The 18,205-nt window shown below is 40.7% G+C and carries 18 protein-coding genes; 15 read left to right on the top strand and 3 right to left on the bottom strand.

Translation table 11 applies throughout. The features are described 5' to 3' along the window. The first annotated feature begins 146 nt into the window (after positions 1-146). From ACL9RF_RS01235 to ACL9RF_RS01225, 3 genes are all read left to right on the top strand, one after another. Entirely contained in the window at positions 147-923 is a 777-nt protein-coding gene (locus ACL9RF_RS01235; RefSeq protein ID WP_422798772.1) for a TIR domain-containing protein, read from the top strand. Next, entirely contained in the window at positions 924-1,310 is a 387-nt protein-coding gene (locus ACL9RF_RS01230) for a hypothetical protein (protein ID WP_422798771.1), read from the top strand. A 1,212-nt stretch (positions 1,311-2,522) separates the two neighbouring features. Further along, a complete protein-coding gene (locus ACL9RF_RS01225) occupies positions 2,523-4,511 on the top strand; it encodes a sialate O-acetylesterase (RefSeq protein ID WP_422798770.1) in 1,989 nt (662 codons plus the stop codon). Positions 4,512-4,671: 160 nt separating this feature from the next. On the opposite strand, the gene ACL9RF_RS01220 is transcribed toward ACL9RF_RS01225, so the two are convergent. Together ACL9RF_RS01220 and ACL9RF_RS01215 are read right to left on the bottom strand one after the other, a co-directional pair. Further along, positions 4,672-5,085: an NUDIX hydrolase gene (locus tag ACL9RF_RS01220; RefSeq protein WP_422798769.1), complete on the bottom strand. Its 414-nt coding sequence runs from the start codon at positions 5,083-5,085 to the stop codon at positions 4,672-4,674. A gap of 34 nt (positions 5,086-5,119) precedes the next feature. Then, complete coding sequence (locus ACL9RF_RS01215) at positions 5,120-5,476, bottom strand: winged helix-turn-helix transcriptional regulator (RefSeq protein ID WP_422798768.1); 357 nt, start codon at positions 5,474-5,476, stop codon at positions 5,120-5,122. 149 nt (positions 5,477-5,625) lie between these two features. On the opposite strand from ACL9RF_RS01215, the gene ACL9RF_RS01210 reads away from it, so the two are divergent. The 5 genes from ACL9RF_RS01210 to ACL9RF_RS01190 all read left to right on the top strand — a co-directional run bounded on the left by ACL9RF_RS01210 (position 5,626) and on the right by ACL9RF_RS01190 (position 9,764). Continuing rightward, positions 5,626-6,378 carry an SDR family oxidoreductase gene (locus ACL9RF_RS01210; protein WP_422798767.1) on the top strand — a complete coding sequence of 251 codons (753 nt, stop codon included), beginning with the start codon at positions 5,626-5,628 and terminating at the stop codon, positions 6,376-6,378. 4 nt (positions 6,379-6,382) lie between these two features. Continuing rightward, the gene (locus tag ACL9RF_RS01205; protein WP_422798766.1) at positions 6,383-6,721 is read left to right on the top strand and encodes a hypothetical protein; all 339 of its coding nucleotides are present in this window, start codon (positions 6,383-6,385) and stop codon (positions 6,719-6,721) included. A gap of 373 nt (positions 6,722-7,094) precedes the next feature. After that, on the top strand, positions 7,095-8,132 hold the full coding sequence (locus tag ACL9RF_RS01200; RefSeq protein WP_422798765.1) for an MBL fold metallo-hydrolase: 1,038 nt from the start codon (positions 7,095-7,097) through the stop codon (positions 8,130-8,132). Continuing rightward, complete coding sequence (locus ACL9RF_RS01195) at positions 8,132-8,920, top strand: helix-turn-helix domain-containing protein (protein WP_422798764.1); 789 nt, start codon at positions 8,132-8,134, stop codon at positions 8,918-8,920. Before ACL9RF_RS01200 ends, ACL9RF_RS01195 begins: the two co-directional genes overlap by 1 nt. Before the next feature lie 16 nt (positions 8,921-8,936). Then, positions 8,937-9,764 carry an SDR family oxidoreductase gene (locus ACL9RF_RS01190; protein ID WP_422798763.1) on the top strand — a complete coding sequence of 276 codons (828 nt, stop codon included), beginning with the start codon at positions 8,937-8,939 and terminating at the stop codon, positions 9,762-9,764. Between the two features lie 82 nt (positions 9,765-9,846). On the opposite strand, the gene ACL9RF_RS01185 is transcribed toward ACL9RF_RS01190, so the two are convergent. Beyond that, on the bottom strand, positions 9,847-10,806 hold the full coding sequence (locus ACL9RF_RS01185) for a helix-turn-helix transcriptional regulator (RefSeq protein ID WP_422798762.1): 960 nt from the start codon (positions 10,804-10,806) through the stop codon (positions 9,847-9,849). An 87-nt stretch (positions 10,807-10,893) separates the two neighbouring features. On the opposite strand from ACL9RF_RS01185, the gene ACL9RF_RS01180 reads away from it, so the two are divergent. The 7 genes from ACL9RF_RS01180 to ACL9RF_RS01150 all read left to right on the top strand — a co-directional run bounded on the left by ACL9RF_RS01180 (position 10,894) and on the right by ACL9RF_RS01150 (position 18,127). Beyond that, on the top strand, positions 10,894-12,036 hold the full coding sequence (locus ACL9RF_RS01180; RefSeq protein WP_422798761.1) for an FAD-dependent oxidoreductase: 1,143 nt from the start codon (positions 10,894-10,896) through the stop codon (positions 12,034-12,036). A 195-nt stretch (positions 12,037-12,231) separates the two neighbouring features. Continuing rightward, positions 12,232-13,011 carry a hypothetical protein gene (locus tag ACL9RF_RS01175; protein ID WP_422798760.1) on the top strand — a complete coding sequence of 260 codons (780 nt, stop codon included), beginning with the start codon at positions 12,232-12,234 and terminating at the stop codon, positions 13,009-13,011. 6 nt (positions 13,012-13,017) lie between these two features. Beyond that, positions 13,018-13,962 carry a hypothetical protein gene (locus tag ACL9RF_RS01170; RefSeq protein WP_422798759.1) on the top strand — a complete coding sequence of 315 codons (945 nt, stop codon included), beginning with the start codon at positions 13,018-13,020 and terminating at the stop codon, positions 13,960-13,962. 264 nt (positions 13,963-14,226) lie between these two features. Beyond that, positions 14,227-14,868, top strand: coding sequence for a hypothetical protein (locus ACL9RF_RS01165; protein WP_422798758.1), 642 nt, complete (start codon positions 14,227-14,229; stop codon positions 14,866-14,868). A gap of 151 nt (positions 14,869-15,019) precedes the next feature. After that, complete coding sequence (locus tag ACL9RF_RS01160) at positions 15,020-15,991, top strand: hypothetical protein (protein WP_422798757.1); 972 nt, start codon at positions 15,020-15,022, stop codon at positions 15,989-15,991. Positions 15,992-16,011: 20 nt separating this feature from the next. Next, entirely contained in the window at positions 16,012-17,283 is a 1,272-nt protein-coding gene (locus ACL9RF_RS01155) for a S41 family peptidase (protein WP_422798756.1), read from the top strand. A gap of 361 nt (positions 17,284-17,644) precedes the next feature. After that, positions 17,645-18,127 carry a cupin domain-containing protein gene (locus ACL9RF_RS01150; RefSeq protein ID WP_422798755.1) on the top strand — a complete coding sequence of 161 codons (483 nt, stop codon included), beginning with the start codon at positions 17,645-17,647 and terminating at the stop codon, positions 18,125-18,127. The last annotated feature ends 78 nt before the right edge of the window (positions 18,128-18,205 follow it).

The raw sequence follows: 18,205 nt of genomic DNA, 5'->3' as shown, positions 1-18,205 counted from the left end.
TCATCTCCAAGCATGAATAAACAGGAATTTCAAATAATGGAAACATTAGATGATGTTGCAGCCAATTTGAAACACTTGACCTACACCCAACTAAAAGATATGGTATTTAAATCCGTAATCATAAAAAGTAATAAATAAACAGGCGAATGGAAAAATCAAAAATATACAAAGGCTCCTATTTTCTCGCTGACGTTATTAAAGAGGTTTTGGATAAGAACTTAAATGAGGATGTTACAAAACAATCATTTAGATTGAGAAGAAATGAAGAATCATGGGAATTCGACGATGAACGGGAATTTTTTGCAGATTATAGAAAGCCACATGAAAATTCAACAATTAGAAAATCTGGCGCCACAGTGAGCATAAGTATAAGTTACACAAAAGATGTGGATACCACTGTGATAGTCCAAGCAGCTTCAAGAGGTGATATAGAAAGTGTATTCGAGCTTTTTGAAGAAAAATATGACTCATCAATTGTTCAGCCATCGGATGAAAGTAATTTTCCAGTGATTTTTATAGGACATGGCCGTAGTCTAGCATGGCGTGATCTGAAAGATCATCTTACTGATAAGCATGATTACAAAATTGAAGCTTATGAAACAGGTGCTCGCGCTGGACACACTATACGCGATATATTGGATGATATGGCAACAAAAAGCTCATTTGCTATTTTAGTGATGACAGGAGAAGATGAGGGTGCTGATGGTACACTTAGGGCACGGCCTAATGTAATTCACGAAGTTGGTCTATTTCAGGGGCGGCTTGGATTTAGCAAAGCAATTGTGCTATTAGAAGAAAGTACAGAAGAGTTTTCCAATTTGTATGGTATTCAGCAGCTTAGATTTGCAAAAAATAACATCAAAGAAGTTTTTGGTGATGTATTAGCAACATTAAAAAGAGAATTTGAATTAAATAAACGATAAATGAAAGCAGACGTTCAATATAATGACTTCAGGGGCACGGCAGCAGCTGATATATCTGACTCCTTAGGTTCTAAATATGGTGACAACCTCAAAAGCTTTGGGAAATATTTCAAAATCGATGAAAATCGATTTGAAGTTATAGGTATTTCAATTTACGGAACAAACAATTTATATATCTCACTTTACTGTGTAGACAGAACTAAAAGCACGCTGGAAAGAGAACATATTGTGAGTATGTCAATTGATATCGATGACGACAAAGAGGTATTGAGCTTCCTCTTCAAAAGATTGCACATTGTATTGCATTCAAGATTTGACAAGAAGTACGGTGAATTAAGCTACGACGAAGAAGTTAACTATGAAGATTTCCATGATTCTGATATATAACAATTTCCCTTGATGAGGTCTTTTTTTAAATAAGTTAATTATCACCAAAACGTGAGCGAATGCCAATACTTCTCAAAAAAATGACTGTCTATATTGTAAACATGTGGAAATTCCGCATATTTATACATAGCAATTGCAGCTAAAACTTATTAAAAAATAGTAAGTAATTTAATGCGTAGAATTACAAAACAGCCTCAAATATTATTTAATCATAGATTATTGCACTAGGTGCAAATCCCAGCTGGATTATATGGTTAGAAAAGGAGATTTTGTTCCGGTCGTCTAAATATCTCTACAAATATTTTAATCTAAAAAGCAGTAAATATCTTTTTGTAGCTTCAAAAAATACTTTACCTTTAATCTATAGGATATTAGAATTGAAAATCATTTTATTTAGGTGCATTTTTCGGTGCGTGGTTTAAATAGCTAATCATAAATCACTAGATATAAACACGTTGCAGTTAGGTTTCAAATCCCTCACTCTCCGCAAGATGTGAAGACTATAGTTTTCAAAAACATCAAAAAATAAAAAATCCTGCAAAATCAATGATTTGCAGGATTTTTTTGTTTTCTACTTATATTAAAGCCCCTTCATTTATAGCGATAGGCATGAATATCAGAGTAACGGTACTGCCTATACCCCAGTAAATGACCTTGATCTAGGACAGGTAGATGCTGGAGATTTCGGTGGCGGTGCCGGGAATGGGGATAGTAATCCTGGGAGTTATGATGGTGCAAATGTATTGAAATGGATCTGCTTATATCTCTACAGGAGCATATGGAGGATGTGTATTGCAGCTATTACAGGGTTATACCTGCGCTTCATCCTTGTTAACGCAATGATCCATTGTAAAAAATAGCATTTCTTCCTGAATTAAATCTTAATTTGTAGTAAATGATGGTTTTTGCTAGCCCTGACTCAAAGGCTATATGTTGGTGGATACCCAAATTATCTCCAAACAGCCTAAGCGATTTGTTTAGAAATTGTGAACATCCTGGTTAAATAAGAAATTAGCTCTGTAACATATACGCGACAAACTTTATTATAGTACTTTAGAGGGCTTGAGGAAAAATACATTTCCGTATTATTGCAGCATAGTACAGCATAGTACAGATAAATAACTGTTTACCCTTTTAGGGATGTTAGTTTACTAAAAATAATGAAACAACTTTAAACCTAAAAACTCCACAACCAAATAAGAATTAAATATAATGACACAAAAAAACCGTGGTCTATTTACAGGCCTTTTACTTGCATCGCTATCTACACTACCTTTTGTACAGCAGGCAGTAGCAAAAGTTTCTTTACCTCCTATGTATACCAACAATATGGTATTGCAACAACAAAGTACAGTGAAGATCTGGGGAACCAGTACGTTTAAGCATAAAGCGATTGAAATAAAAACCAGCTGGGACAATAAGGTGTATAAAACCTCTTCAGACGGTGATGGTAAATGGAGTGCTTATTTGAAGACTTCCACGTATGGAGGCCCTTACAGCATTATTATCAACGATGGCGATCTGGAGAAACTGGAGAATGTTTTATTGGGCGAGGTATGGTTCTGTTCGGGGCAATCGAATATGCAAATGCCCTTGGCCGACTGGGGGAAAATAGAAAATTATGAATCGGAAATAAAAGCGGCCAACTACCCGAATATTCGTTTCTTACAAACAGACATGCAAACGGCAAACTTACCCCAAGAGCAGGTGCCGGTGTTATGGGGCGGCTGGAATGCCGTTAGTCCGCAAACTATTCCAGCATTCTCGGCTACAGCTTATTTCTTTGCACGCGAGTTAAATACCAAAACGGGTATTCCCATTGGCTTAATTCATTCTTCCTGGGGCGGTACAATTGTGGAGGCCTGGAGCAGCAAGGAGTCTTTAGCGCAATTCGGCACGTTTTCACGCTCTCTGGCACGCCTTTCTGAACCGGCAGCAAAAGCCGACCTCGACAAGGAATATGCGTTATGGAACCAGATTAGAGATGAAAACGACAACGGTTTTGTGCGTGGGGGTTTAGGCTGGCTAGATCGTAATGTAGACACCAAAAACTGGCGAACTATGCAGATACCGGCATTTTTTGATAAAGAGGTTTTTCCTGGTGTTGATGGTATTGTATATTTCAGAAAAAAAGTTCATATTCCACAAAATTGGGTTGGAAAATCATTGAAGTTGGAATTAGGAACGATAGACGATAACGACGAAACCTATGTAAATGGCATTAAAGTTGGTGAAACAGAGGGCTACGCTACGGAGCGTCATTATCAAATTCCGGCGAATGCCAACACAGACAGCATACTACACATTGCCGTAAAAGTTTACGATGGCGCCGGCGAGGGGGGAATATATGGGGATGCTTCTTTACTTAAGCTGATTGGACCCAATAATGAAGAAATTAAACTTGCGGGCGACTGGTTTACCAATTTAGGGGTAGACTATAGAACGCTACCGCCGCGCCCTGAGGCAATGGAGGGCCCAAATAGACCTACCGTATTGTACAATGCCATGGTAAATCCGTTTATAGATTTTAAAATAAAAGGGGTAATATGGTATCAAGGTGAGAGCAATACGGAACGTACACAAGCGTATCGTTCGTTATTTCCAGCCATGATAAAGGATTGGCGGAATAAATGGAAACAGAAGGATATGCCTTTTTATTTTGTGCAGCTAGCGAACTTTATGGCGAAAGATACCGAACCTACAGAGTCGGCATGGGCCGAGATACGGGATGCGCAGCTGTATGCAAGTACTTTACCTAATACTGGAATAGCCGTGACCACAGATATTGGTGATAGCGCTGATGTACATCCAAAAAACAAACAGGAAGTGGGTCGAAGGTTAGCTTTAATAGCGCTAAACAAATTATACCACAGCCCTACCCCTTACTCGGGCCCTCAATTAAAGGCTTGGAAGGTTGTTGGAAACCATATGGAATTAATCTTAACGCCAATGGCTAAAAAAGTCGTAGGAACAGATAATATCGCCCAGGGGTTAAAGGGGTTTTCAATCGCAGGCAAAGATGGTAAGTACTTTCCTGCTCTGGCCTTATTGCAAGGCAATAAGGTTGTCGTAAGCGCCTCGGCTGTACCTGAGCCGGTAAGTGTGCGTTATGCATGGGCAAATAATCCAGACTTATCTTTATATAATGAGGCCGGTTTACCTGCATCACCTTTTAGTACTGCAACCTGGAAAAAGAAATAGCAGACACCGCTAGTAGGGCAAGGGCACACTATGGGGTTAACAGCCTGTTTACTTTACATGCCTGGCCCCTTACACGGGAGCTGAGGATGCTTATTTATACGGTTATATCGTGTATTACAGCTTAAAAAACTGCCCTGCTAGAGGATCATTACGCTCGACACTAAACCGAGCGTAATGATCCATCTTTAACTAAAATATCGAATACCTGTAGTACGCCGACAACCTGATACTCCTCAAGCAGGTATTCCTGATAGGTAAAATACTTGACCTCATCAATTTCATTACCCGGTGTTATATCCTCACGAAGGTCATAACGGAAGCAATCCTGCTCCATAATAAGATCCGGAGCTTCACCAAATGCGGGCGCCGTGATATGGCAATAGTAGTTGATTTTTCCTGGATCAAGAACGAGGTTTAGTTCTTCAAGAACCTCACGTTGCAAAGCCTGCAACGCATCTTCGCCGGCATCAATCTTTCCGCCTGGCAGGTACCAAGCTTGTTTATTCTTACTAAAGGCAAGGAGCAGTTTATTAGCGGCAACCACAACCAGCCCTGCAGTTTTTAATATAGGCATTACACTATAAATTAGGTAAGCCATAAAGGTACAACTACTGCTGCAATTGCTTTCGATAATTTGTTCCCCATTTTATAATTTCGTCCAGCAAGCCACTCAAAGTCCGCCCCTGCTCGGTTAACGCATAACTCACAGAAATGGGTTTGGTATCTAAAACGGTACGGCTTACCAAACCGTTTATTTCTAAATCTTGCAATTCCTTAGACAGCATTTTTCGCCCTATACCATCAATCGTATGCAGCAGCTCCATAAACCGCATGCTATCCACCACCATTAATGTGCCTAATATAAATATCTTCCACTTGCCACAGAGAATATCGGAACTATCTTTTATGGCCAGTACCCGTGCTTTACAAACTTGCTCTTTCAGGGTTAAACGTTGCGCTTCCATGGGTTTTTATTTTACAGTTTTTATGTATAAAGATACATAAAATAAGAAAGGTATCCGCGAGGGAACCGGTTTCCTCGAAGGAACCTATAGTTCCTGTGTAAAGGTTTCTACCTAATTTTGAGCTTAGTAAAACAAAAATATATAACGTTATGCGTTTAAAAAACAAAACAGCCCTAATCACTGGGGGCACAAGTGGCATAGGATTAGCCACTGCAAAATTGTTCTTGGCAGAGGGAGCGAAAGTTATCGTCGCCGGACAGCGTGATATAAAGGATAGTGCGGCTTTTGATGGTTATGCTAAAGAAAACTTGTTTTTCTTTCAATATGATACGGCGCAAGTTGCAGCGGTAGAACGTTTAGCAGAATTTGTGAAAGAAAAATTTCAAACCTTAGATATTGCCTTTATTAATGCCGGTGTAGCAAAATTTGCAGCTTTGGAAGCGGTTTCTGAAGACTTATTTGACGAGCTGATACAGGTTAACTTTAAGGGCGCGTTTTTCACCTTACAAAAGCTGTCTCCTTTATTTTCGGAACAGGCATCGGTTATTTTAACGTCTTCCTCTGGCATACATAAAGCACACTGGGGCTCCAGCGTATATTCTGCATCCAAAGCCGCCATACGCAGCTTAGCGATTACCTTAAGTGCAGAATGGATAAGCCGCGGTATCCGTGTAAATGTAATTAGCCCTGGCTCTACGGATACCGTACTGCTCGAAAAATTAGGTGTAACAGGGCAACAACTTCAAGAGATGAAAGACAGCCTTATCAACAATATTCCGACAGGCCGATTAATCCGTCCGGAGGAGATTGCAAACGCAGTGCTGTACTTGGCAGCTGATGGCTCTGAGTCGCAAACAGGAACTGAAATTATTGTCGATGGGGGCGCATTTTTAAAAGTTTAATGGTATGGAAAATGTAATTCTAGTTTTTATAAAACTCAAGGAAAACATCGATAGAGCATCATTTGAAGCCTTTGAACACCGGGTGTCCCAATATAACATCAACCTTCCGTCGCACCATAGCTTTCAGGTTTTACGTACTGTAGGCACCTTGGGCAACGAGAATGCGACTGTACCCTACGATTATATGGAGATAATAGGTATAAAGAGCTTGGAGCTGATGTATAAAACGGTGCAAAACGACAAAATAATACAGGCTTTTATGGAAGAGATAAAGCAGTTTGCTGCACATACAGAGGTTCTTGTGATGGATAAAGTCCTAGAGGTTGAGGCTGCAGGTGCATAAAGGGTAACCGCAGATTTTTGAGCATCATACATCAAAATGTATAAAAAAGGTATCTTTCAAATGGAGATACCTTTTTTTATATAACAGGTATCCCCTGCTATCGGGACCTTTTTTTCCACGATCATCCCTTCCCACGAGCCCCTATTTTTAGTTAACTGCAAGCAAGCATCCTCCAGTTATTGCGGTAAACAAATGAGCTTTTCACGACAGCAAATTTGAGCTTTTTACGAAAGTCATAAAAACCTTTGGCCGCTATCTTTGTACTATACTAATAAAGATGATGGAAACTGCAACAAACAAAAAAAAGAAATTTCGGAAAGGTTATAGGCTTATGGCTTTGCTTGCAATCCTCGTTGGTTTAACCAGTACATATATGACAAGTCCACAATTTGGGAAAAGACCTTCAGGCGAACGCTTAACACGCATAAAGCAATCCCCACAGTTTCAACACGGAAAGTTTCAGAATTTCTCAGAAACACCACAAGTAACCCAAAATTTAGGTATCGCCCTGTATGATTATGTATTCAAAAAATCTAAACGCGTAAAACCCAATGAAAATATAACCGCAATTCCGGTAAATTGGGAAGCGGTAGATAAAAATAAAGATGCCTTAATATGGTTTGGACATTCTTCTTACCTCTTGGTAGTAGATGGTAAAACTATTTTGGTAGATCCTGTTTTAGGCAAAAATGCCTCTCCAATTCCGGGGGGAGGAAGGCCTTTCTCTGGCAGTAAGGTCACCGAAATCGCTGATTTACCTTTTATAGATTATCTTTTTATTTCGCACGATCATTACGATCATATGGACTACGAGACGCTAAAAAGCATCCAACCGAAGGTGGGTAAAGTAATAGCGGGTTTAGGTGTTGGTGCACACCTGGAATATTGGGGGTATACTGCGGCACAAATTATTGAAAAAGACTGGTGGGAAAAGGTTGACTTAGGCGATAATTTCAATGTTATTGTTACCCCTGCGCGCCACTTCTCGGGACGGAGTATCTGGTCGGCAAATACATTATGGGCAAGTTATGTGTTGCAAACGCCGACTAAGAATATTTATTTGGGTGGCGACAGTGGGTATGATACGCATTTTGCACAAATCGGACAGCAGTATGGCCCTTTTGATATGGCTATACTCGAAAATGGGCAATACGATAAAAGCTGGAAGTATATTCATATGTTTCCGGAGGAAGTTGTTAAGGCAGCCAACGATTTACAGGCTAAGGTAATCTTCCCGGTGCATTCTGGTAAATTTGTCTTGGCAAACCACGCTTGGGACGAGCCGCTGCAACGGATATCTGATTTATGTGTGGCAGAAAATATTCCGTTAATAACCCCGATAATCGGTGAGGTGATCGACTGGAATACAATGCAAACAAAACCTACCTATTGGTGGAAAAATGTAAAATAATGGTACAAGAGGAAAATCTATACGGTATACAACGCACGTGCTATTCTAAAAGCATAAAATCGGGCGAGCAGTTTATAAAAGAACATGGTATCTCTTATATTGTTTCGGGCGAACTGGAGGCGTACGACGGACTTACAAAACAGAAATATCGGGCTGGAGATATTATCTTATACCGCAAAAATACGTTAGTACGTTTTGTAAAATATCCGCTAAACGACGATAATTTCGAAGCCTTATCGGTCATTCTGGAGGAGGAGTTGTTGCAAAATTTTGCCGCGCAGCATCAGCTGTCTGCGGATAAAAATATAAAAGATAGTCTTTTCTTAATGGCTCCCGACGAGCTATTGCGCAGCTACTTTCAGGCTTTAATGTCTTTTTTCGGACAGGACCTTAACCCGGCGTTGATCGAACTTAAAAAGCTGGAGTTATTACATCTTGTGCTGCGTAACAACCCCACATTGAACCATGTCTTGTTTCAATTTGGCATGCCGGGCAAAATAAATTTGGAGGCTTTTATGAATGCCAACTTCCGGTTTAATGTACCGATAACACAACTGGCATTTCTTACGGGCCGTAGTTTGGCCTCTTTTAAACGCGATTTTGAAAAGATATTTCGCACCTCACCGAGTCGCTGGTTACAACAAAAGCGCCTGGAAGAGGCTTACTTTTTACTGGAAAACAAAAAAATGAAAACAAAGGATGTGTATTTGGAAGTCGGCTTCGAAACTTTATCGCACTTCTCTTATGCCTTCAAAAACAAATTTGGAGTTACCCCATCAAGTATTTAATATTAATTAATTAAAAATGAGAAAGACAATTTTTATTACAGGTGCATCCTCTGGTATCGGCCAGGCGACTGCTTTATATTTCGTAGAACAGGGTTGGAATGTCGTTGCAACAATGCGTAGCCCCGAGAAACAGGATGTTTTAACCGATAGCGAGCAGCTGCTGGTGTTAAAATTAGATGTGGAACAACCGGAAACTTTTGATGCCGTAATTGATGCAGCATTGGCTAAATTCGGTAAAATCGATGCCTTGCTAAACAATGCCGGTTATGGTCAGCATGGCTTATTTGAGGCAACAACAGCAGCACAAATTCAGCGTCAGTTTTCGGTGAATTTATTCGGCACTTTAGAAATTACCCGCGCTTTATTACCGCACTTCCGTAAGCAGAAAGCGGGGCATATTATCAGTATTACCTCTGGTGTTGGCCGTGTTACGGTACCACTGGTATCGATTTATGCGGCTTCGAAATTTGCTTTAGAAGGCTTCTGTGAGTCTTTATCTTTCGAGTTAAGTGCTCAAAATATCAAAGTTAAAATTATCGAACCTGGAAATATCGCGACCAACTTTGAGCAAACTACTAAAGCGAACTTCGCTGTAGACGAGAATCTAACCGATTACAGCAAATACTTACAACAAATGGACGAAGTATTTAAAGGTATTTATAGTGGCGGTGGATCCACAGCGCGTGATGTGGCGGCGACTATTTTTGAGGCTGCAAACGATAATAGCGAAACTTTACGTTATGTGGTGGGCTCTGATTTGCAACCTTTAATAGATATTCGCAATAACGGTACCGACGAGGCGTATATGCAGGTGTTGCGTGATACGTTCGCGCCAAAAGGGTAAATACATACCTACAAAACCTGCCTTAAAACATAAGAATATACAAGGCGAAAACAATGCCTATATTTTTTAGTTTATATCTTATTTATAATACAGCAGCAATGCTGTATTTTTTTGGTTTTATACCCATATGTTTTTCAAATAGCCGTGTAAAATGGCTAAGGTTTGTAAAACCTAGGGTATACCCTACTTCGGATACGCTGACTTTTTTCTCGCGCAATAAAAACGCGGCATGTTGCATACGTACCTTTTGGTAATAATTGTAAATACTATCCCCAAAAACTTGTCGGAATAGTTTCCCTAGTTTGCTTACACTCATGCCGGCCATTCGGGCTAAAGCGGGTAATGCTGGAGCTGTATCCAGCCGGTTAATAATATGCTCCTTTACGCCATATATCTGTTGCAGGTCGTGTTGGTTTAGGGCATAATAGCGAAGCGTATTGCGCTTTAGAAATTCCGATAGAAATAGATAGATTAGCTCTTCGGCCTTAATTTTATAAAATAAGGCCGACAGCGCCTCTTCCCGATTATCGGCATTGAAAACTTCATTTGCAACCTTATTTATAGCGGGCGAGATTAACTCTTCATATAGGTATGGCTGTTGGTTATTCATCAGTTTTTCGAGACGGTTATATGCTGAATCGACCGTGAGAATGGGTTTTAGCCAATTTATATCGATTCCCAGTATAATATTGGAGATAAACCGATGGGGGGCAACTTGTATATCCATGGCCATATCAGATGTTGATACCTGCACAGCGGGCCATCGGGCCATGCTGGCCATGCTGGAATTTACATCCAGGTTCCTAAAACTAAAGATCAGCGTATTGCCTGGGGCTTCATGCTTTAACCTCTTAATTAGAAAGGGTTCAAAAACTTCAAATTGCTGCACCAAAATCGACAATCCGGGGATTGTATTCACAAGCTTTACATAGCCCCTACCTATATTTTCCGGAAATGTTACCCGACCGTTTTCGTCGGCCTTACCTCCTTGTAGTGTTAACTGCGTTATAAAATCATTAGGTACTTCAGTGTTTAGGATCATAAATACGGTATTGAACTAAAAACATACTAAATATAGCTATTTTAGGCCATCCTACCAGCATACCTTTGTGGCAATAAATATAAAATCATGAAAAACAAACTTTTAGAGGATAAAAAAGTAGCCATTATAGGTGCTGGCCCGGTAGGATTAATGACAGCAAAATTATTGCAAAATGCAGGTGTTGCAGTCACCGTTTATGAGCGTGATCTGCATGCAGGAATTCGTATTTCTGGCGGAACGTTGGATATACATAGCGATACCGGACAAAAGGCTTTGCTTAAAGCCGGTTTAATAGATGATTTTTATAGGATAGCACGCCCCACGGGGACTAGGTTAGTAAACGAAAAAGCTGAAATATTATCGGTGGAATTTCCCACGGAGGAACAGCTATACGATAGACCGGAAATTGACCGCAATGCGCTGCGCCAGCTCTTATTGGCTAGTCTGAACACGGATACAGTATGTTGGAACAAACAGGTACTTAAACTGGAAAAAGAAGTTCATGGGCATAACATATACTTTTCCGACGGTTCTACAGCTACTGCAGATTTGGTGATCGGTGCCAATGGTGGTCGATCGGTTATACGAAAGGCCATTACGGCAATTGACCCTGTATTTACGGGTACCTTTATTATACAGGCGGAAGTATGGGATGCTGCAGCGAATGTACCGTCTTTTAAAAATTTGGCTGGGGAGGACATTGTGATTGTTTTAGCGGATAAAAAAATGCTATACGCACAGCCTAAAGCCAACAAGGCCTTAAACTATTTCGTTTGCTTTCAAGCGGATCAGGATTTTATTTCCAAGCATAATCTGGATGTAACCAATAGGTTGTCTATTATTAATTACTTAAAAAATAGTTGTAAAGGTTGGGATACGGTATTTATGAATTTATTTGAAAATACACATCACTTTAGCATTTTGCCTATGCGCAAAATGCCATTGGATAAAAAATGGAAAACTGGGGATGGTATTACCCTGGTAGGCGATGCAGCACATTTAATGCCACCATATGCCGGTATAGGGGTTAATATTGGCCTGCAGGATGCTCTGATACTCGCGGATAACTTAACGTGTGGCAACTTCCATAACCTAGAAGCGGCCATTGCAGATTACGAGGATAAAATGTTTAATTATGCGCGCCAGGCACAACAGGATACCGACGCTGCTGCCTATGGCCTATTTTCGGATAATGCGCTAGCATCTTTTTTTGATGGCAAACGGACCTAAAAGGCCTCCCCCAATACTTTGAAAATTCTTTTCCATACTTCATTCCTTTAGTAGCTTAGCCTCGGTAAACGTTAGGCCAGGATATCAATTTTAATAAACGAAATATCATTTTTCATAGAGGGTTTATTAAAAGTATACCTTAAATTTGAGTCTATTTAGATTTAGTTTAAATAAACTTAACCAAAAATAATTCATATGTTCTCAAAAATAAGTACAGCCAAGTTTAGGGTTTACGCCTTAGCAACAGTTCTTATCTTTTCGTTCGCACAATGTAGTAAAGATAAGACGGATACAGTGCTCCCTCTGGAGCCCGAGACAAGCAGTCCTGTTCCATACTACAGACTGCAAAGGGTAGAAAACCTTGCTGCAGAAACGGATGATAACAATCCTACAATTCCTAAAAAAGAAGTGCTATATAGCCTACGTTATAAAAAAGAGCGCCCATTAACGTATGCCAAAACAACGTTATGGGATATTTCTTTTTCGGATTTATACAACAGTATGCTAGCCGGTAACAACCATACAGACCTTAGTAATTCTGGTTATGGTGGTAACGGTAAGGGGGGTATCACGGTGCTCGAAAAGGCTTTTGATGAGGTCGTTGATATCCCTAACGATAACCTCTTTAAAACCAATAAAGCAGCAATTGGACCCGACGATTCGGGTGCCTTTGGTACGGGTATAGGTTGGTATCTTTACGACTTCGGTGGCAGTATTGTAGGGGATGGATCCGCTAATAAAAGCCATGTTTCGTATGCCTTAGGGCAGCAGATAATCCTTAAAAACAAGGATAAAGCGCCTATCCGTACCGTAGTGTTAAGATTGGCCAATGGCGACTACGCCAAAATAAAGATGATTTCCTGCTACAAAGACATCTATAATCAGGATGATATGTTTAAAGATACCCCGCATATGTTTTTCACTTTTGAGTATATCATTGTTCCCGCGGGCAGTACTAAATTCGAAATTAAATAACCTACTATGAAATATCTATTTTTTATAAGTTGTGCTTTAGCAATATTCCTAAGCAGCTGTACCAAAACCGTAGATTATGAGCCCTTGGCGCAGAACCGTATCCAATCGTTTAAGGTCATAAATTTGCCCGACACCAGCATTTCTGCAGTGCTGGACCATATCGAAAATACAATTACGGTATATGTGCCCTATTACTACGCAATGGAAATAATTCAGCCTGAAATCAAACTCGATCCAAATGCAAGAATAAAAGAAGTCGTAGAACCGGTGCTCATTACCAACAATACCACCCAGTATACCGTTGTTGCTGCAGATGGAAAGGAAAGGCAGTATAAATTAATTATAATACAACAGAATACACCAGAGCTTGTTTTGAAATGGCCTGATGATTCGCCAAGGGTTGCACCGTCTGAGGCTATTGTAATTGTGGGTAATTTCTTGAGTACGAGTAAGGCTACCTTACGGATGGAACTTATACACAATACCACGAAAAAAAGCCACCTCGTTGATGTATCCGATGCCAATTTACTGGCTAATACGGCTTTCCAGGATTATACGCTTTCGCAAATTATAAACCCAGCATTAGACAGTGGTTATTATACGGTAAAAGTAGGTTTCTTAGGCCATAATGTGACCATGGATAAGCCACTACAGGTGTACTACAAAAAGCCTGCTGTAGGCCCATTTTGGAGCACCGTAACGGTGGCACGCGGCGAAACGGTAAAATGTATAGCAGACCGATCCTTATTTATTAATCTAAATACAGTTAAAGCAACGGTAAATGGCGTAGATTATAGCATTCCGGTAAAAAGTTATACCCGCCAAGAAGCACTGCTTACCATTCCCGATGACTTCCCTTTAGGGGATCTGGGGTCGGTTCCCTTCACCTTAAACTTCGGCGATTGGGAGCCTACAACGGTACAGGTTCCACTGGTAATCCAGGCAAAATAGGCACCATTTGAAGCGCAATAGTTTACATCCAAAATCAACATAAATAATTAATTAAGTATTTAAATAAGAAAATAAATTAAGATAGTATAATTTCAAAGTTTGTTACCCTAAGGTATGCCGCTTTTCCTTGCTTTGAGGATGTTCTCAAGGATGAAACGGAGAAAACAACAATATTGCCTCCCTACCTACTTCGAATAATGCAGGGAGAACAACATTGCCACAAGAACGTTAAAACTGATTAAACAATTTTAAAACGCTACAAGTATGATGAAGACAAATTTAAAAAATATTACCAAACTAACCTTTATAGGTTTGACATTGGCTTTAACTACGGTATCTTGTGATAAAAGCAAGGATAATCCGGGACTAAACTTACAGCAGGAAAAAGCGGAAGTGATAGCGATTACCAGTAAAGTCCTTACGGGTAATTATGGCAACCCTGCCAATGGCCCCAGTGCATTCGGCAGCCGATATTTCAATGTGGCTACGGGTGCCAACGACTCCATCGGTTCGGGAACATTTCACCTTAAGTTTACGGGGTCTAACAACGGAACAGTCGCTTCCAATGCATCCAATTATACGGTTAAATTTTATAACATCCCCAAAGGGAAAAGCTTTGATGATTTAACGATTAATGCGGATTATAACAGCGCAACCGACATTGGTACCAGCGGTATTGGTAGAAATACAACCACAACGGCAGCAAATCCTGAGCGTAATGCCAACGGATGGTGGTATTATGACGTATCCAGCCACCAGGCTCAAGCTGTAAGCAATGTGGTCTTGTTTGTGAATACCGGAAGTGTTATATATGCCCTACAACCTACTGCTGTAGTGGGTGAAGGTAAGGCAACCAGCAACCGCGCGAAGTATACATTTGCTATCGGTGTATTAAATAATAACTAAATAAAAGGATAGTATGCTCTGGAAAGATTTTTTTCAGAGCATATTCCATTCATTAACCTTAACGATTAACAGGATGTATATAGCTCGTAAAAAACTAAATCTACCGCACCTACTACACGTATCTATAATTTTGCTGCTAACCATGCTGTGCATGCTTAGCTTCTATGGCTGTAAAAAAGAGTTTAAGGAAGCTCCTTATGCAAATATCGAGCAGTTTACTGTAAAGATTGCCGATAATAATGTAATTAAAGGGGGGATTCAGGGGGATTCTATTTTTGTATATTGGCCTGCAGGGATTAGTGTGCCCAGTCATGTTACGCCGCAGATCCGGCTGTCAGAGGGCGCCACAATAAGCCCGGCATCGGATGTGTCGGTAGCCTTCAACTCGAGTACCGTGTATACGGTAACGGCACAAAATGGCGATAAAAAACAGTATAAGTTAATTCCGCAAATTAATATTCCCAAACCGATCCTAACAAACCATCCGTTCACAGGCACCACACTTGAATTGGGGTATACTTTAAATTTTTCGGGGCAATACTTATTGGCCAACGATACCACACAAACCAGAATATTTATGGTCGATACGGCATCTGGTGAGGAAATACAGGTGTACCTTAAAGATGCCAGCGTATTAAACAGCATTGTTTTGCAAGTTAGGATGCCTTTGGATGGACGGGTGAAGGTTGGTAAAAGCTATCGCGGCAAGTTTATTGTCGGCAACAACACGGTCCTATTGCCGGGTACACTAACCATATCCGACCCTACCATATACTCGGTAAAAGGAAATTATACTTTCTTGGAAGAGGGCAAAGATATACCTGCAACCTCCGCATTTACCTTTACCTATAACCGTTCCGAAATCGCCGAGAAGTTTTTCCCGGGCGAGTACACGCAGGTAGAATTTAGACTTACGCCAACCGGACAATCGAGTTACCGTACTTTCTATGCGCCATTGACTGGCAAAACTACCGATAAATTAACCTTTAACCTCCCACCAGATATACCGGCAGGTACCCTAAATCGTATTCGTATAGGCTTCGCTCCTACGGAAGGCGAAAGTATTCCAAGCGAATATGTATGGACACCTACCGAAAAAACCACCACAAAAGTGGTCCGCTAATGGCGTAAACCGTTTTCTTTATGCGGCATATCCTATCCATCATCGCTTGCGTACTGCTGCTGTTTTCCTGTAAAAAAGAAGACAGTAGCAACCGTGATGGTGAAAATGAAAGCCCAAGCCCAGCAACAGGATCGCGCATGGAGCTTACCTTAGACTCTATATTTCTATATGCTAAGCAGGTATATCTGTGGCATGATGCATTGCCAGACTATCAGACCTTTGCTCCACGGCAGCGTTACAGTACCATAAAGCCCGAATTTTATGGCTACACTGCGGCATTATTCGACCTTAGCCAACGTAAGCTGAACCCTGCAGGTTTTCCGTATGAACAGCCTGTAATATCGGGTAAACCCAAATACTCCTACCTTACTGAAATTGGTTCTACAGCGGAGGTATTGGCAAAGGCCAACCATATCGCTAATCCGGAAAGCACAGGCGAACCTTTGTTTTGGAACACCGCAGATAAGAGAATAGCGTATTTGTATGTACCCGCTTTTCCTGATTTAGCCACTGTATCCAATACATGGAATACGGCATTTATGCAACTGGCTGCCGCCAAAACGAGCGATCTTATTGTAGACCTCCGTAATAATGCTGGCGGGTATGTACAGACGGCTAAATACATGGCCAATTTGATAGCTCCAGATGCACTCGAAGGGAAACGGATGTTTACCGAGGTTTTTAATACGCTCTTGCAATCCAACAAAGCAGCAATCCTTAAAAAACAACTGTACCGCAATGCCGCAGGAAATACCGTGCCCTACCAGGGGCGCCTTGCCACGATGGCCGATGTAGATTATAGTGCTAAAGCTAATGCACATTATTTTCAAAAAAATGGCGGTCCAAACAACGTACAAAGGCTTTATTTTATCGTCAGCAACCAAACCGCCTCCGCCAGCGAATTATTGATCCATATCTTTAGGCCCTACCTTCCTGTAACCCTTATCGGACAGCAAACTTTTGGTAAACCTGTGGGCTTTTTTCCGATAAAAATTGATAATTATGCGCTATATCTCAGCAGCTTTGTGCTGGAAAATGCACAGGGTAAAGCGGATTATTTTAATGGAATGCCGCCCGATATTGAACTGGCTAATCTCCCGAAATCTGTTACCTTCTCGGTTATGGATCCAGCCATTGCTGCTGCCCTGACTGCTATAGGCTATCCGCTAAAAAATAGCAGTAACGCCGGACAGAGGAACGCTGCGGTTAAATCCGACGCAGCACAGGTTGCTCCGATCCCCTTACTAAAAACACAGTTTACCCTGCTGCCTGCGGTTGTGGCATTGGATTAAATTGGTATTTTTAGGCTCAACCACAGCAGCTACTGTTCTTTTAGTATTTCATTTCTCCTGTCGGCCGCCATATAGCCTTTACAAAAAACCATACCTCCTATACCATCGCGCTAAGATTTAGCAACAGGCCCTACTGCTGCATTGCTGGAAAATATAGCCTGAAGACAGCGCATACACCAGATACGCTTGATGCTCTCCTAAAAACTAAAATTGTCGACCGGCAGATTTTCCCTATTAACGTTCACAGCAGGCATGGACTTTCAAATTTTTTTTTTGCTATGCGTAATTTTTTGCATGCGTACCGTTACATTTACAGCATTAATAACGTTATATATAAATACATACTAAATACCATAAAAAGATGCAAGAAAAATTCCCTGAGATCCCACGGGTAATTGTTACCGGTGAACAGGATGGTCGTTCAGTAATTGTTAAGGATGGCCCTGCAACAAATGTAAAGGAACATTTTAAGGGATTAGTGATAGCAGATATATGGGCAACAGATAGCATGCCGGTAGATCTTAGTAAAAATTTAATTCCAGAAAATACGGCGATTCCAGTACTGCCAAAAAAGGGGTCTTATGTACGCTATGTGACCATCCCACCGGATAAAGACCTCGGTATAGAAGAAAAAAAAGGACAACCCCATCCACTTATGCACCAAACCGCATCTTTGGACTATGTTATTATTTTAGCCGGGGAGTTGTATCTGATACTTGATGAGGAGGAAACCCTATTGAAAGCCGGTGATATCGTGGTACAAACGGGCACGAACCACGCATGGAGCAACCGCAGCCAGCAAAACTGTATTCAGCTGGCCATTTTATTAGATGCAGAAAAATAACATTAACGCGTATTTTAAACTTTATCTACACTTTTGTTTTCATTAAACTACAAAAAAACAAAAACCTTCATACCCTTG

It is taken from the genome of Sphingobacterium sp. Mn56C (assembly GCF_049319645.1).
Taxonomy (GTDB): domain Bacteria; phylum Bacteroidota; class Bacteroidia; order Sphingobacteriales; family Sphingobacteriaceae; genus Sphingobacterium.
This window is presented reverse-complemented; position numbering and strand designations above follow the sequence as displayed.